Consider the following 14,185-nt stretch of genomic DNA (forward strand, 5'->3'; position numbering starts at 1 on the left):
CGCGAACGGGCCGGCTCAGGCCTCCGGCTCGTCGGTGTCCCCCTCGCGGCTCGCGAGCAGGCGGCGCAGGGACGCCACACGGGCGGGGTCGAGCTCGCCGCGCCCCAGCGCCGCGCCGACCGCGCAGTCGACGGCGTCGGGCTGGTGCGCGCACCCGGGCGGGCAGCCCTCGGCCGCCTCGGCCAGGTCCGCGAAGCCCGCCACGATGTCCTCCGGGGAGATGTGCGCCAGGCCGAAGCTGCGCACGCCGGGGGTGTCGATCAGCCAGCCGCCCTCGAAGGGCAGGGCCGCGGCCGACGTGGACGTGTGGCGGCCCCGCCCCGTCACCGCGTTGACGTGGCCCACCGCCCGGTCGGTGCCCGGAACCAGCCGGTTGACCAGGGTGGACTTGCCCACACCGGAGGAGCCCACCAGGACCGTGGTCCGGCCGGAGAGGCGCTCCCGCAGCCCCTCCAGACCGCCCTCGGGGCTGAGGACCTCGAAGGGCACCCCCAGGGGCTCGTACACGCGCACGAGCTCGTCCGGTGCGGCGAGGTCGGCCTTGGTCAGGCAGAGCAGGGGGGAGAGCCCGGCGTCGTACGCGGCCACCAGGCAGCGGTCCACGAAGCGCGGCTGCGGGGCCGGGTCGGCGAGGGCGCAGACGATGGCCAACTGGTCCGCGTTGGCGACGATCACCCGCTCCACCGGGTCGGTGTCGTCGGCGGTGCGGCGCAGCACCGACCCGCGGTCGCGGACCCTCACCACCCGGGCCAGCGTGTCCGCCCGGCCGGACAGGTCGCCGACCACGTCCACGCGGTCGCCGACGACGATGGAGCCCCGGCCCAGCTCGCGGGCCTTCATGGCGACCACGGGGACGCCGTCGACCAGGCACCGGTACCGGCCCCTGTCGACGGCGGTGACCATGCCCTCCACGGCGCCCTCGTGCTTGGGCCGGTTGCGGGTACGGGGCTTGGAGCCGCCCCGGGCTCGCACGCGGATGTCGTCCTCGTCCAGGTGGCGTCCCCCGCCCCGCGTGCGGCTCATGCCAGGGCCTCCGCCCACAGGCCCGGGAAGTCGGGCAGCGTCTTGCGCGTGGTGGCGATGTTCTCCACCTCCACCCCGGGCACCGCGAGCCCGATCACCGCGCCGGACGTGGCCATCCGGTGGTCGTCGTAGGAGTGGAACACCCCGCCGTGCAGGGGGCGCGGCCGGATGACCAGGCCGTCGGGCAGTTCCTCGACGTCGCCGCCCAGTCGGTTGACCTCGGCGGCCAGGGCGGCGATCCGGTCGGTCTCGTGGCGGCGCAGGTGCGCGATGCCGGTCAGCCGGGAGGGCGTGGAGGCGAGCGCGGCCACCGCCGCGACGGTGGGGGTGAGCTCGCCGACGTCGCGCAGGTCGGCCTCGATGCCGCGGACCTCCCCGGTGCCGCGCAGGGTCAGGCCGCCCTCGGACCAGGTCACCTCCCCGCCCATCCGCGTGAACAGCGAACGGAGCTCGTCACCGGGCTGGGTCGTGCGCCCGGGCCACCCCTCGACCGTCACCTCGCCCCCGCTGACCAGCGCGGCAGCCAGGAACGGCGCGGCGTTGGACAGGTCCGGTTCCACCGTGGTGTCGGAGACCCGGACGGGTCCCGGCTCGACCCTCCAGGAGTTCTCCTCCACCGACACGGACACCCCGGCGGCGCGCAGCATCTCCACCGTCATGTCCAGGTGCGGCCGGGACGGCACCGGCGGTCCCGAGTGGCGTACGTGCACGCCCTCGGCGAAGCGCGCCCCGCTCAACAGCAGGGCCGACACGAACTGGGACGAGCCCGACGCGTCCAGGACCACCTCGCCACCGCGCACACCGCCTGTGCCGCGGATGGTCATGGGCAGCGCCCCCCGGCCGCCGTCGTCGATGTCGGCGCCCAGCGCCCGCAGGGCGCCGAGGAGCTCGCCCACGGGCCGCTCGCGGGCGCGCGGGTCCCCGTCGAAGCGCACCTCGCCCGAGGCCAGGGCCGCCAGAGGGGGCACGAACCGCATCACCGTGCCCGCGTTGCCGACGTCGACCGAGGCCGGTCCGCGCAGCGCGGCGGGCGTGACCTCCAGGTCGCCGCCGACCTGCGAGACCCCCACGCCCAGCGCGCGCAGGGCGCCCACCATCAGCTCGCTGTCCCGGCTCGCCAGGGGCCGGCGCACCACCGACGGCGTCTCGGACAGCGCCGCCAGGATCAGGGCGCGGTTGGTGACCGACTTGGAGCCGGGCAGGGCCAGCCGGGCGCGCACCGGCCGCTCGGCCACGGGCGCGGGCCAGTGGGGGCCGCCGTCGCCGGCGGCGGTCCGGGGGGTCGTGTCGGTCTGGGCGGGCTGCGAGGACATGGAGTCGGGCATGACCCAAGGTTATCGGGACCGGAAAAGGGCGGGGAGCTGTGGCCGCGGGGCTGTGGACGGCCAGGGACGGGCGGCACGCCCCCTCCACGGCTCGGCCGGGGCGGGGGAGCCGCCCCGCGGGGCCGTGGGCGGCCCGGGACGGACGTATCCTTGGTGACGCCATGGTGTATCTGGATCACGCTGCCACGACCGAGGTCCGTCCCGAGGTGGTCGCCGACATCGCGGCCGAGCTCGGCTCCCTCGGCAACCCCTCGTCCCTGCACGGCCACGGCCGTGCCGCCCGCCGCACCGTCGAGGAGTCCCGCGAGAGGATCGCCCGGGCGCTCGGCTCCACCCCGCACGAGGTGGTCTTCACCGGAGGCGGGACCGAGTCCGACAACATCGCCGTCAAGGGCCTCTACTGGGCGCGCAACGCCGAGGACCCCGCCCGGCGGCGCATCCTCACCAGCGCCGTCGAACACCATGCCGCCCTCGACCCGGCCCACTGGATGGCCGAGCACCAGGGCGCCGTCCACGAGGCGCTGCCCGTGGACGCCCTGGGCGGGCTCGACCCGGAGACCCTCCGCGAGGCCGTCGAGCGGGACCCCGGGTCGGTCGCGCTGGTCTCCGTCATGTGGGCCAACAACGAGGTCGGCACGGTCCAGCCCGTCGAGGAGCTCGCCGCCGTCGCCGCCCGGTACGGCATCCCCTTCCACACCGACGCCGTCCAGGCGGTCGGGGCGGAGCCGGTCGACTTCGCCGCCGCCGGCGTCACCGCCCTCACCGTCAGCGGGCACAAGCTCGGCGGCCCCGTCGGCGCCGGGGCGCTGCTGATCGCCCGCGGCACCGCCCCGACCCCCGTCCTCCACGGCGGCGGCCAGGAGCGCGACATCCGTTCCGGGACCCTCTCGACACCCCTGCTGAGGGGGCTGGCCACGGCCGTCGACCGCGCCGTCGCCGAACGCGAGGAGCACGCCAAGCACCTCGAGTGCCTGCGCGACGAACTGGAGGAGGGCGTCCGCGCCGTGGTCCCGGACGTGGTCGTCAACGGCGACCGCGAGCGCCGGCTGCCCGGCATCTCCCACCTGTCGTTCCCCGGCTGCGAGGGCGACGCCCTGCTGATGCTCCTCGACGCCCGGGGCATCTCCTGCTCCACCGGCTCCGCCTGCTCCGCGGGCGTCGCCCAGCCGAGCCACGTGCTCCTGGCGATGGGGGCGGACCCCGACACCGCCCTGAGCAGCCTGCGGCTGTCCCTGGGGCGCACCTCCACGCGCGAGGACGTGAGGGCCCTGGTGGAGGCGATCGGCCCGGCCGTCGAGCGGGCACGGGCCGCCCGCGCCAAGCGCCGACGCTGAGGCACGGGCCGGCCCCGCGCCGGTCCCGGGCCGCGCAGACCGCTCCGCGCCGCCCCCGCGCCCCCGGCGGCCCGGGAGGGACGGCAGGGGGAGCGGGGGCGGCCGGGTCCCGTGCACCCGGCCTCCCGGGCCGGTACGGCTAGCCGGCGCGGTTGACGGTGACGGATTCGATGACCACGTCCTGGGTGGGGCGGTCGTTCGCGTCGGTCTCCGTGACGGAGATGGAGTTCACGATCTCCATGGACTCCTCGTCGGCGACCCGGCCGAAGATGGTGTGCTGGCCGTTCAGGTGGGGGGTCGCCGCGACGGTGATGAAGAACTGGGAGCCGTTCGTGCTGGTGCCCCCTCCCCGGTTGGCCATGGCGAGGACACCGGGCTCGGAGAACTCCCGGCCGGACCCGACCTCGTCCTCGAAGGTGTAGCCGGGACCGCCCTGGCCGGTGCCCTGCGGGTCGCCCCCCTGGAGCATGAAGTCGGCGATGACGCGGTGGAAGACGGTGCCGTCGTAGAACTCGGCCTCGCCCGTCACCGGGTTGGGCACGCCCTCGCCCTCGGCCAGGCCGACGAAGTTGGACACCGTGACCGGGGCGTCCTCGGGGAACAGCTCCAGTTCGATGTCGCCCTCACTGGTGTGCAGGGTGGCGCCCTCGACGTCGGTGACGTCCACCTCGGCGGGGCTGCCGGTCTGCTCCTGCTCGGGCGCCGCGGAGTCCCCGCCGGCGGGCTCCCCCTGGTCGGCCGGGGCCCCGTCGCCGCCGCAGGCTGTGGTGGCGAGCAGCGCGGTGCAGGCGAGTACGGCTGTCGCCGACAGGGTGAAAGGCTTCATCGGTTCACTTCCGGGGTGAGTGTCGCGGTCGGGCGGCACATAGCGTACTCCGCACCGTGGAGCACCCCTGTCTTGGGGTATCGCACGGTCCGTCATGCTTCGACCACGATGCGGCTCCGGGGGCGTGCGGGTCAGGAGGGGCGGGGATCACCGTCCCCGTCGCGGCCCTCCCCGCCGTCGCCGTCACCCCGTCCGGCCTCCTCGCCCCCGGCCGCCTCCTGGGCCTCACGGGCACGCCGCCGCTGGGCGTCGGCCCGCTCACGGCAGCGGCGGAGGAACTCCTCGTCCTCCTCCGGGGTCGCGGCGCGCGCCCGGTGGGGGTGGTCGTACTCCGGGAAGGGCGGGGGCGGCCCGGCGGGCGCGGCCGACGGGGCGCGTCGGGGCCGGCCCAGGGCGAACCAGAGTATTGCCCCGATCTTGGGCAAGAGCAGAACGACGACGGCCCAGGCGGGTTTGGGCAGCAGCCGCACCGCGCCGGCGTCGGAGCCGACAACGTCGAACAGGGCGTAGATCCAGACGCCGAGGGCGACGACGAACAGCAGGAGGGCGAGGTGGGACAACGGGGGTTTCCAATCGGGGGATCGCGCGAACGGCGGGCGGCATTGTCAGTCCTTGTGATGACTTATCACGGATCGCCGCACCCGCACGGTCGCTTGACCAGCGCCCCCGACGCGAGAGAGGGTCGGGGAACGAGGTCGGGGCGTCGACCCGAGGGTATGCGAGGCCGGCCCCGCCAGGCGACGGGAGGGGACATGGGTGTGAACAGTGCGTTGCCGTCTGCGATGTGGCTCCCCTTCGGCGCGCGGATCCTGCGCGCCCGCTCCGACCGGGGGCTCTCGCGGGCCGAGCTCGCCGCCACGGTCGGCGTGACCGACGACAAGCTCCGGGAGGTCGAGGACGCCCACTGCAGACCGGCCCGTTCGCTGGTGGAGCGGGTCGACAACGTCCTCGGCACCGACCACCAGCTGGTCGAGGCATGGGCCATCACCCTCCAGGCGGAGGCCTTCCCCAACGAGTTCGGCGACGAGCGCGAGCTGGCCGTGCACGCGACCGACCTGTGGGAGCACCAGCCCATGGCCGTCCCGGTGTTCCTGCGCACGCGCGAGTACTCCCGCGCCGTCCTCGGCCCCGGCCACCCCGCCCTGTCCCCGGACGAGGTGGAGCTGATGGTGGAGGAGGAGATGGCCAACCGGGCCGCGATGACGGGCCCGGACGGCCCCGTGCTGCGGGTCGTGCTCAACGAGTCCGTCCTCCAGCGCCCCCAGGGCGGCGCGGAGGTCCTCAACGCCCAGCGGGACTTCCTCGCCGACCTGATCGAGGCCGGCATCGTCACCGTGGGCGTGATCCCCGAGCAGACCGCGCACCACCCCGGCCTGGGCGGCGCGTTCCGGATGATGGAGTTCGCCGACCGGCCCACGATGGTGTACGCGTTCGCCGCCGAGGGCGGCGACCTGACCGCGGAGTCCGAGCAGGTGGGGCGCTGCGCGATGGTCCGCGAGGCCATCGAGGAGGCCACCGTGGAACTCACGCCCCGCTCGGAGCTGCTGACGGCCCGCTGGCCCGCCGGCTGACGGGCGCGGGCTCCCGCCCTTGGGCCGACGTCCCGTCATGGGCTAGGTTGCCCGCCATGGATATCGCGATCACATCCGGATACGTCGTCCCCGTGGACGGCGACCCCATCGACGGCGGCACCGTCGTCATCTCCGACGGCAGGATCACCGCGGTCGGAGCGGACGCGGACACCCCCGTCCCGGAGGGCGCCACCGTCGTCGACGCCTCCGGCAAGTGGGTGCTCCCCGGTTTCGTCGAGGCCCACGGCCACCTCGGCATCGACGAGGAGGGCGTCGGCTGGGCCGGCGACGACACCAACGAGATGACCGACCCCAACGGCGCCCGCATGCGCGCGCTCGACGCCATCAACCCCGCGGACCGGGGCTTCGTCGACGCCCTGTCCGGCGGAGTCACCTCCTCGGTCGTCAAGCCGGGCTCGGGCAACCCCATCGGCGGGCAGACCGTGGCCGTCAAGTGCTGGGGCCGCAGCATGGAGGACCGCCTGATCAAGCAGCCGGCCAGCGTCAAGAGCGCCCTGGGCGAGAACCCGAAGCGGGTGTACGGCAAGAAGGACCAGATCCCCTCCACCCGCCAGGGCGTGGCCGCGGTCATCCGGGACGCCTTCACCAAGGCCCAGGACTACAAGGCCAAACGCGACCACGCCGCGAGCGAGGGCACCCCGTTCGACCGGGACAACACCCTGGAGGTGCTGACCAGGGTCCTGGACCGCGAGCTCCCGTGGTGCCAGCACACGCACCGTGCCGACGACATCCACACGGCGATGCGCCTGGCGGACGAGTTCGGCTACCGCCTCATCATCAACCACTGCACGGAGGGCCACCTCCTCGCCGACGAGATCGCCGCACGGGGCATTCCCGTCATCACCGGCCCCCTGATGACCAGCCGCTCCAAGGTCGAGGTCAAGAACAAGACGCTGGCCAACCCCGGCATCCTGGACCGGGCGGGGGTGAAGGTCGCCCTGACCACCGACCACCCCGTCGTCCCGATCGAGTTCCTCGTCCACCAGGCCACCCTGTGCGTGAAGGAGGGCATGGCGCCCGAGTCCGCGATCCGCGCCCTCACGGTCAACCCGGCCGAGATCATGGGCATCTCCGACCGCGTCGGCTCGCTCAAGCCGGGGCTGGACGGCGACGTGGTCGTCTGGTCCGGCGACCCGCTCGACGTGATGAGCCGGGCACTGAGGGTGTTCGTGGAGGGGCGCGAGGTCTACACCTACGACGAGGAGAAGCGCTCGGGCTCGGCCCTGGACGCCTTCTACCGGGAGGACTAGGACGCAGGGGCGCGGTCCCGGGTGCGGCGAGGGCCGGCCGGGGCCGCGGCCCGTGCCGCCCGCGGAGCGCCGGGAGGGTTCCGGAGCCCCGGGCCCTGAGGCCCTCTTAGGCCGCGGTGCGCGGTGGCGCCCGCCTCTGAGGCGGGGCCCGCGCCGTATTCGGGGTGATGTCCCGATGGCGGACGGGGCCGCCTCAGGCCGACTCTGGAGCCTGTCGGGAGGAGGACTCCCGGCACACGGACCCCAGGGAGGCCCCATGAACCACCACGACGCCGCAGCCGAGGCCGCCGCGGCCTACCGGGCCGAGAGGGAGCGCGAGGCGGCCCGGGAGCGCCTCGTGCGCGGGGCGAGTCGCCGGGAGCGGGCGGAGCGGCGCCGGGCCGACCGCGCCCGGCGGCCGGAGCCGCCGGACCACGGGAGCGGTGGGACGCACGCCCTGGCCGTCTGAGGCGGGCCGGCGGCCGGGGGAACCCGGGGGGATCCCGGGGGGATCCCGGGGGACGCGCCGGGCGCCCCCGGCCGTCTCAGACCCGACCGACCGACCGGAAGGGCATCCCGTCGAGGGGCGCCGTCCCGGCGGCGGTCCCCACCACCGTGACCTTCTCCATCTCCGCCCGCTCGACGACCTTCGCCGGGGCCGCGGGGTCCACCGGGGTCACCACGATCGGGGAGCCCGCCGCGACCGGGGCGAGCAGGAGCTCCGCGCCCCCGCCCAGCGCCGTCATCGGCGCGTCCGACTCCAGGAACAGGCCCAGGCGGTCGTCGGCCGACAGCCCCCAGGCCGCGGCCCGCTCCCGGGCCCCGGCCGCCAGGTCCGCGCCCGTGCGTGCGCCGGCGCTCCGGAGCGCCGGGCCGTCCGGGTCGACCGGGTAGGCCGGGAAGCGGTCGCCGTACCCCCGGACCTCGACGGAGTAGTCGAGCACCATCGGCGGGACCTCGGACAGCGGCAGGCCCAGCGGGTGCAGCGAGGTGCCGACGACCTCGTCGGCGCCGCTGTCCAGCGCGCTCTCCACGAGCCCGGCGCCGGCGACCGCGACCTGCGCGCCCGCGGGGACGTCCCCGCCGTCCGGGACGAACTCCGCCACCGCGCCCACCGACCAGCACGAGAGGAGCCACGCCAGCGACTGCCAGTGCACCGGGAGGGCGATCACGACCCGGTCGCCCGGCTGCACGCCCAGGCCGTCCACCAGCATGTTCGAGGTCTTGGACACCCAGTTGTCGAACGTGGCCCGGGACAGCTCCACACGGCCGCCGGAGGAGTCGTAGGAGGTCACGAACGGACGGGACGGGTCGGCGGAGACGAGTGCGCGCCACAGCTGCGCGGGAGTTTCGGACATGACCGCCACTCTAGGGCGTCCGACCTCCGCCCTTCCCGGCGTTCGAGGGCGCCGGTCCCACCACCGCCGGGGCCGGTCCGCCACCGGCCGGAGCGGCCCCGCCCGGCACACCGTCCCGCGTCCGGTCCCGCCCGCCGTGCCCGGGTCCCGCTCCGCCCGGACACGGCGGGGCCTCCGGAACCGGAACGTCCGACGAGAACCGCCGCACGGTGTGCGTAGCCCGCCGGGAACTGCCAGAGTTGCCCCATGCGCTTGCTCCCCGGTCGACTCCTCGCCCGTGTCACCGCGCTCCCCGCGATCGCCGCGTCGGCCTGGCTCCTGGTGGCCTTCCCCCTCCTGGCCCTCGGCTCCTTCACCCCTGTGGCGGCGGCCGTCCTGGGGACGCCCGCCGTGATCGCGGCCTGCGTGCTCGTGCCGCGGTTCGTCCCGGACCCGCCCGAGGACGAGGCCGTCCCCTGGTGGCCCCTCGTGCTCGTCGCGGTGATCACGGTCGGCTTCGCCGTCGTGCAGGTCGCCTACCACGCCGAGGCCCTGGTCATCCGCCGCGACCCCGCCTCCTACGCCATGTACACCGTGTGGATCGCGGAGAACGGCCACCTCCCCATCCCGCAGCAGCGCGAGCTCATCGCGGGCGACGATCCGGCGCTCAGCTACCAGAGCCTCGCCCACTACGACCGGGACGGGGCGATCTGGCCCCAGTTCATGGCGGGCGCGCCGCTGGTCACCTCCATCGGCTACTGGCTGGGCGGGCTCGACGGGATGCTCGTGACCACGCCCTTCCTCGGCGCGCTCGGCGTGCTCGCCTTCGCCGGGCTCACCGCGCGCCTGGTCGGCGCGCGCTGGGCCCCCCTGGGCGCCCTCGTGCTGGCCGTGTGCCTGCCCCAGCAGTGGGTGAGCCGCTTCACCTACAGCGAGCCCCTGACCCAGATCCTCCTGATCGGCGGGATGGTCCTGGCCTACGACGCGCTCGTCCGCCGCACCGCCCTCACCGACCGCTGGTCGGCCTCCCACACCCTCGCCGCCGCGGCGGGGCTGGCGTTCGGCCTCGCCCTGGTGGTGCGGATCGACGCGATCCGCGACCTGCTCCCCGTGGTCGGGTTCATCGGCCTCCTGCTCCTGGCCCGGCGGGGGCAGGCGCTGCCCCTGCTCGGAGGGCTCGCGCTCGGCATCGGCCTGGGCCTGTACGCCGGGTACGGGCTGTCCCTGCCCTATCTGGAGTACCTGTCCGACTCCCTCAACCCCCTCCTGCTGATCAGCGCGGCGGTCATCGCTGTCACGGCCGCGGCCACGGCCGCCCTGTGGCGCTTCGGGATCCCCCGCGTGGAGCGCGTCCGCTGGCTCCCCCACGCGGCGACCGCGCTCGCCCTCCTCACCATGGTCGGGTTCGCGATCCGCCCCCTGTTCTGGCCCGACTACGGCCACGGCAGCGACTTCACCGACGCCTGGGTGGCCTCGGTCCAGGAGCGTGAGGGGCTGTGGCCCATCGAGGGCAGCCGCACCTACTACGACATGAGCCTGTACTGGGTGGGCTGGTACGTGGGCCTGGGCACCGTCCTCTTCGCCTCCCTCGGCGTGGCGCTGGTGCTGCGCCGCCTCGTCCTGCGCCGGGACCCCCAGTGGCTGCTGCCCGCCATGCTGCTGGTGTGGACCGTCACGACCACGCTCCTGCGCCCCGCCATCACCCCCGACCACCCCTGGGCGAGCAGGCGGCTGATCGTGCTGGTCATCCCGGCGTTCATCCTGTTCGCGGTCTGGTTCCTGGCGTGGCTCACCCGCCGCTGCACGGTCGCCGGGGCCCCGGCGAGGCGCGGGGCGGCCTTCCAGGTCCTCCCCGCCGTGGTCGCCGCGAGCGCCTCCCTGGCGGTGTTCCTCCCCGCCGCGGCCACCTCGGCCGCCGGGATCATGGGGTACAGGCAGGACGTGGGCTCGGTCGCGGCCACCGAGGAGCTGTGCGCGTCGCTGCCGGAGGACGCGTCGGTGGTCGTGGTCGACCCCGGCATGGCCGGGAACTACATGCCGCTCCTGCGGAACGTCTGCGGCGTCCCCACCGCGGCGATGGACGAGCCGACGCCGGAGGACCTCGACCGGGTGGTCGCCGAGATCCACGGCCGCGGGCGCGACGCGGTCCTGGCCGCCTCGGACTGGCAGGTGCTGGAGGGCCTGACCGGGAGCACGGAGAACGTCGAGCGGCCGTTCCACGTCCTGGCGCAGATGGATCCGAGTACCCTCATGGAACCCCCGACAGGCCACTGGACCTTCAACGAGAGCGTGTGGGTGACCGTGCTCCCCGCCGGGGGATGACCCCGCCCCCGCGGACCGGTCCCACAACGCCCCCGCCCGCACCCGCACCCGCTGAGAAGAACCCATGAGCCAGACGAGCGACGACATCCGCCGGCCCGCCGAGACCCCGCCCGTGCGGGTCACCATCGTGCTGCCCTGCTACAACGAGGAAGACCACGTCGTCGACGAGGTCAAACGGATCTGTGCCGCCATGGACGGCTCCGGCTACGGCTACGAGCTGCTCGCGGTGGACGACGCCTCCACCGACCGCACCCTGGAGCGCCTGCGCGACGTACAGGGCCTCTACCCGCACATGCGCGTCATCGCGTTCGGGCACAACGGCGGATCCGGCACCGTGCGCCGGCTCGGCAGCCAGCGGGCGCGGGGCGAGTTCGTGGTGTGGACCGACGCGGACATGAGCTACCCCAACGAGCGCATCCCCGAACTCGTCGCCATGCTCGACGCCGACCCCGAGCTGGACCAGGTCGTGGGCGCCCGCACCCAGGAGATGGGCTCGCACAAGGCGCTGCGGGTCCCCGCCAAGTGGATGATCCGCAAGATCGCCGAGCGGCTCACGAACACCCGCATCCCCGACCTCAACTCCGGGCTGCGCGTCTTCCGGCGCGACGTCGCCCGCCCCTACCTGAGGCTGCTGCCGCCCGGGTTCTCCTGCGTCACCACCATCACACTGGCGTTCCTGTCCAACCAGCACCCGGTGAGGTACGTGCCCATCGAGTACGCGAAGCGGGCGGGCAAGTCCAAGTTCCACTTCGTCAGCGACGCCTACCGGTACATCCTGCAGGTGCTGCGCATGGTCATGTACTTCAACCCGCTCAAGGTCCTCATGCCCCCCGCGCTGGTGCTGCTGGGCCTCGGCACGGCCAAGTTCGTGTTCGACCAGGTGCGCAACCCGCTGTACATCCCCAACAACACCGTCATGATCCTGATGACGGGCCTGATCATCGCGGCGATCGCCCTGCTGGCCGACCTGATCGTGCGCTCCCGGGAGAACCCGTGACCGGCGCTCCGGCCCGGGTCGCGCTCGTGGGACCCGCACACCCGTACAAGGGCGGCGGGGCCAGGCACACCACCGAGCTCGCCCACCGGCTGAGCGCGCTCGGCCACCCCACGGCGATCGAGTCCTGGCGCGCCCAGTACCCCGCCGCCCTGTACCCGGGGCGGCAGACCATAGCCGACCCCGAGGGGGAGCCGTACCCGGACACCCGCCGAGACCTGGCCTGGTACCGGCCGGACGGGTGGTGGCGGGCGGGGCGGCGGCTGGCGCGCGAGGCCGACCTCGTGGTCCTCACCGTGTTCTCGCCGGTCCAGGTGCCCGCCTACCTCGGCATCCTCGCCGGGGTGAGGTCCCGTCGCGGCGCCACCAGGGTGGTGGCGCTGTGCCACAACGTGCTGCCGCACGAGCGGCGGCCGGTCGACGTGTCCCTGGTCCGCGCCCTGCTGCGCCGGACCGACGGCGTGGTCACGCACTCGCCCGGACAGGCCCTCCTCGCCGAGGGCCTGCTCGGCCCGGGCCGAGCCGTGCCCGTGGTCGCCGAGATGCCGCCGCACCTGCCCGAGACGGGGGGAGCCGCGGCCGCGGACGGAGTGCCCCCGGGCGGCGAGCGCAGGCACTTGCTGTTCCTCGGCATCGTCCGTCCCTACAAGGGCGTCGACCTGCTGCTGCGCGCCCTGGCCGAGGGAGCGCCGCCGGACGTGACGCTGACCGTCGCGGGGGAGTTCTGGGGCGGGACGGCCGAGCTGGAGGCCCGGGCCGCCGCGCTCGGGATCGCCGACCGGGTCCGGCTCCTCGACGGGTACGTGCCCGCGGAGGACCTCCCCGGCCTGTTCGGCTCCGCCGACGCCGTCGTCCTGCCCTACCGGACCGCCACCGCCACCCAGAACGTGTGGCTGGCCCACGAGCACGGGCTGCCGGTCGTGGCGACCCGCGCCGGGACGCTCGCCGACCACGTGCGCGAGGGGGTCGACGGCCTGCTGTGCGAGCCGGGCGACGCGGCCGACCTGGCCCGCGCGCTCGGCGAGTTCTACGCCCCGGGGGAGCCGGCGCGGCTGCGCGCAGGGGTCCGTCCGGTGGACGCCGACCCCTACTGGCGTGCCTACACCGAGCGCCTGCTCGGGGCCTGAGGCGCGGGGCGCCGGGGGAGGACGCGGATCCGGGCTCGGCGCGCCCGCGCGGGGCCGCCGCCTGCGCGGGCGGCGGCTGCGGCCGGTGGGCTCAGCGCGCCCGTGCGGGGCCGCCGTGCGACGCGTCGGCGCCCGGTTCCGGCGCGGGCGACAACACGACCGCCAGCCCCGCCCAGGCCAGGTCCGCGGCGGTCATCACCAGCCGCGACAGCACCGCCACCACCAGGGCCGCCCCGGCGTCCACCACCGGGGCCAGCGCCACCACCAGGACCGCCTCGCGCACGCCCAGCCCGGCGGGGGCGAACACGACCAGCAGGCCCAGCGTCCAGGCCAGCGCGTACGCGCCGACGGCCGGGCCCAGAGAGCGCACCGCGTCGCCGCCGACGGCCCAGGTCAGCAACCACACGTGTGCCCCCAGGGGAACCCACGCCACCAGGGTCCACCCCGCGGCCGAGGCCATCGCCCTCCCGCCGAGACCGAGCGGACCGGCCTCCGCCACCTCCCGGAAGCGCGCGAACGGGCGGGCGGCCAGCCGGATGCCCAGGCCGACCACGCGGGGGTGCAGGGCGGCGAGCAGGAGCGGCGCCAGCGCCAGCGCCCACCACCAGCGCCGGGCGGCCTCCGCCGACGACAGGGGCAGGGCGACCGCGGCGACGGCCAGGCTCACCGCGACCGTCACGCCGACGGCGAGCAGGGTCGCGGCGGCGCCACGGGACCGCGGCACGGCCCGGTCACGCGCCAGCTCGACCTGGGCGACGAACGCCCACACCGAGCCCGGGAGGTACTTGCCGAGCTGGCCCACGAACATCACGCGGGACGCCACCCGGCGCGGCAGCGGTGAGCCGAGCCCGGCCAGCAGGGCCCTCCAGGCGAGCATCTGGGCGGTCAGCCCCGCCATGCCCGAGAGGACTGCGGCCGGGAGCACCCACAGCGGGAGCTCGGCGGCGGCGTCCCGGGCCTGCGCCCAGTTCGCGTGCAGGGCCGCGCCCGCGCACGCGCACACCGCGAGGAAGAGCGCCAACCGGACCCACGGGTTGCCGCGCAGCCGACTCAGCACGCAACTCCTCCTTCGCTCA

General features: G+C 75.1%; 13 protein-coding genes. 7 read left to right on the forward strand and 6 right to left on the reverse strand.

Annotated features, from left to right (window positions below):
- Positions 1-15: 15 nt before the first annotated feature.
- Positions 16-1,023 (reverse strand): ribosome small subunit-dependent GTPase A, encoded by a 1,008-nt coding sequence (rsgA, locus tag OUQ99_RS05155; protein ID WP_267948276.1) that lies wholly within the window; start codon positions 1,021-1,023, stop codon positions 16-18.
- Positions 1,020-2,348 carry a 3-phosphoshikimate 1-carboxyvinyltransferase gene (gene aroA, locus OUQ99_RS05160; RefSeq protein ID WP_267948277.1) on the reverse strand — a complete coding sequence of 443 codons (1,329 nt, stop codon included), beginning with the start codon at positions 2,346-2,348 and terminating at the stop codon, positions 1,020-1,022. Before aroA ends, rsgA begins: the two co-directional genes overlap by 4 nt.
- Positions 2,349-2,509: 161 nt before the next feature.
- Between aroA and OUQ99_RS05165 the strand changes: the two genes are divergently transcribed.
- The gene (locus OUQ99_RS05165; protein ID WP_267948278.1) at positions 2,510-3,682 is read left to right on the forward strand and encodes a cysteine desulfurase family protein; all 1,173 of its coding nucleotides are present in this window, start codon (positions 2,510-2,512) and stop codon (positions 3,680-3,682) included.
- Between the two features lie 139 nt (positions 3,683-3,821).
- Here the strand turns inward: OUQ99_RS05165 and OUQ99_RS05170 are convergent, their stop codons facing one another.
- The gene (locus OUQ99_RS05170; protein ID WP_267948279.1) at positions 3,822-4,508 is read right to left on the reverse strand and encodes a peptidylprolyl isomerase; all 687 of its coding nucleotides are present in this window, start codon (positions 4,506-4,508) and stop codon (positions 3,822-3,824) included.
- A gap of 131 nt (positions 4,509-4,639) precedes the next feature.
- Positions 4,640-5,068: a PLD nuclease N-terminal domain-containing protein gene (locus OUQ99_RS05175; protein WP_267948280.1), complete on the reverse strand. Its 429-nt coding sequence runs from the start codon at positions 5,066-5,068 to the stop codon at positions 4,640-4,642.
- Between the two features lie 192 nt (positions 5,069-5,260).
- Here OUQ99_RS05175 and OUQ99_RS05180 point away from each other — a divergent pair, with 192 nt between their 5' ends.
- From OUQ99_RS05180 to OUQ99_RS05190, 3 genes are all read left to right on the forward strand, one after another.
- Positions 5,261-6,079, forward strand: coding sequence for a helix-turn-helix domain-containing protein (locus OUQ99_RS05180; protein ID WP_267948281.1), 819 nt, complete (start codon positions 5,261-5,263; stop codon positions 6,077-6,079).
- A gap of 56 nt (positions 6,080-6,135) precedes the next feature.
- Positions 6,136-7,350 (forward strand): amidohydrolase, encoded by a 1,215-nt coding sequence (locus tag OUQ99_RS05185; protein ID WP_267948282.1) that lies wholly within the window; start codon positions 6,136-6,138, stop codon positions 7,348-7,350.
- A 256-nt stretch (positions 7,351-7,606) separates the two neighbouring features.
- A complete protein-coding gene (locus OUQ99_RS05190; protein ID WP_267948283.1) occupies positions 7,607-7,798 on the forward strand; it encodes a hypothetical protein in 192 nt (63 codons plus the stop codon).
- Positions 7,799-7,874: 76 nt separating this feature from the next.
- Here OUQ99_RS05190 and OUQ99_RS05195 read toward each other — a convergent pair whose 3' ends face one another.
- The gene (locus tag OUQ99_RS05195) at positions 7,875-8,687 is read right to left on the reverse strand and encodes a TIGR03089 family protein (protein WP_267948284.1); all 813 of its coding nucleotides are present in this window, start codon (positions 8,685-8,687) and stop codon (positions 7,875-7,877) included.
- Between the two features lie 246 nt (positions 8,688-8,933).
- On the opposite strand from OUQ99_RS05195, the gene OUQ99_RS05200 reads away from it, so the two are divergent.
- From OUQ99_RS05200 to OUQ99_RS05210, 3 genes are all read left to right on the forward strand, one after another.
- Positions 8,934-10,988, forward strand: a complete 2,055-nt coding sequence (locus OUQ99_RS05200; protein WP_267948285.1) for a hypothetical protein — start codon at positions 8,934-8,936, stop codon at positions 10,986-10,988.
- A gap of 64 nt (positions 10,989-11,052) precedes the next feature.
- Positions 11,053-11,985 carry a glycosyltransferase family 2 protein gene (locus OUQ99_RS05205; RefSeq protein ID WP_267948286.1) on the forward strand — a complete coding sequence of 311 codons (933 nt, stop codon included), beginning with the start codon at positions 11,053-11,055 and terminating at the stop codon, positions 11,983-11,985.
- The gene (locus OUQ99_RS05210) at positions 11,982-13,109 is read left to right on the forward strand and encodes a glycosyltransferase family 4 protein (protein ID WP_267948287.1); all 1,128 of its coding nucleotides are present in this window, start codon (positions 11,982-11,984) and stop codon (positions 13,107-13,109) included. Before OUQ99_RS05205 ends, OUQ99_RS05210 begins: the two co-directional genes overlap by 4 nt.
- Positions 13,110-13,200: 91 nt before the next feature.
- On the opposite strand, the gene OUQ99_RS05215 is transcribed toward OUQ99_RS05210, so the two are convergent.
- Positions 13,201-14,166: a lysylphosphatidylglycerol synthase domain-containing protein gene (locus OUQ99_RS05215; protein ID WP_267948288.1), complete on the reverse strand. Its 966-nt coding sequence runs from the start codon at positions 14,164-14,166 to the stop codon at positions 13,201-13,203.
- Positions 14,167-14,185: the final 19 nt, after the last annotated feature.

The organism is Streptomonospora nanhaiensis, from assembly GCF_026642255.1.
Taxonomy (GTDB): Bacteria; Actinomycetota; Actinomycetes; order Streptosporangiales; family Streptosporangiaceae; genus Nocardiopsis; species Nocardiopsis tropica.

What these genes read in the sequence shown, in the direction of transcription:
- rsgA (WP_267948276.1), bottom strand. Translation starts at nt 1,023, where the DNA reads ATGAGCCGCACGCGGGGCGGGGGACGCCACCTGGACGAGGACGACATC.
- aroA (WP_267948277.1), bottom strand. Translation starts at nt 2,348, where the DNA reads ATGCCCGACTCCATGTCCTCGCAGCCCGCCCAGACCGACACGACCCCC.
- OUQ99_RS05165 (WP_267948278.1), top strand. Translation starts at nt 2,510, where the DNA reads ATGGTGTATCTGGATCACGCTGCCACGACCGAGGTCCGTCCCGAGGTG.
- OUQ99_RS05170 (WP_267948279.1), bottom strand. Translation starts at nt 4,508, where the DNA reads ATGAAGCCTTTCACCCTGTCGGCGACAGCCGTACTCGCCTGCACCGCG.
- OUQ99_RS05180 (WP_267948281.1), top strand. Translation starts at nt 5,261, where the DNA reads ATGGGTGTGAACAGTGCGTTGCCGTCTGCGATGTGGCTCCCCTTCGGC.
- OUQ99_RS05185 (WP_267948282.1), top strand. Translation starts at nt 6,136, where the DNA reads ATGGATATCGCGATCACATCCGGATACGTCGTCCCCGTGGACGGCGAC.
- OUQ99_RS05190 (WP_267948283.1), top strand. Translation starts at nt 7,607, where the DNA reads ATGAACCACCACGACGCCGCAGCCGAGGCCGCCGCGGCCTACCGGGCC.
- OUQ99_RS05195 (WP_267948284.1), bottom strand. Translation starts at nt 8,687, where the DNA reads ATGTCCGAAACTCCCGCGCAGCTGTGGCGCGCACTCGTCTCCGCCGAC.
- OUQ99_RS05200 (WP_267948285.1), top strand. Translation starts at nt 8,934, where the DNA reads ATGCGCTTGCTCCCCGGTCGACTCCTCGCCCGTGTCACCGCGCTCCCC.
- OUQ99_RS05205 (WP_267948286.1), top strand. Translation starts at nt 11,053, where the DNA reads ATGAGCCAGACGAGCGACGACATCCGCCGGCCCGCCGAGACCCCGCCC.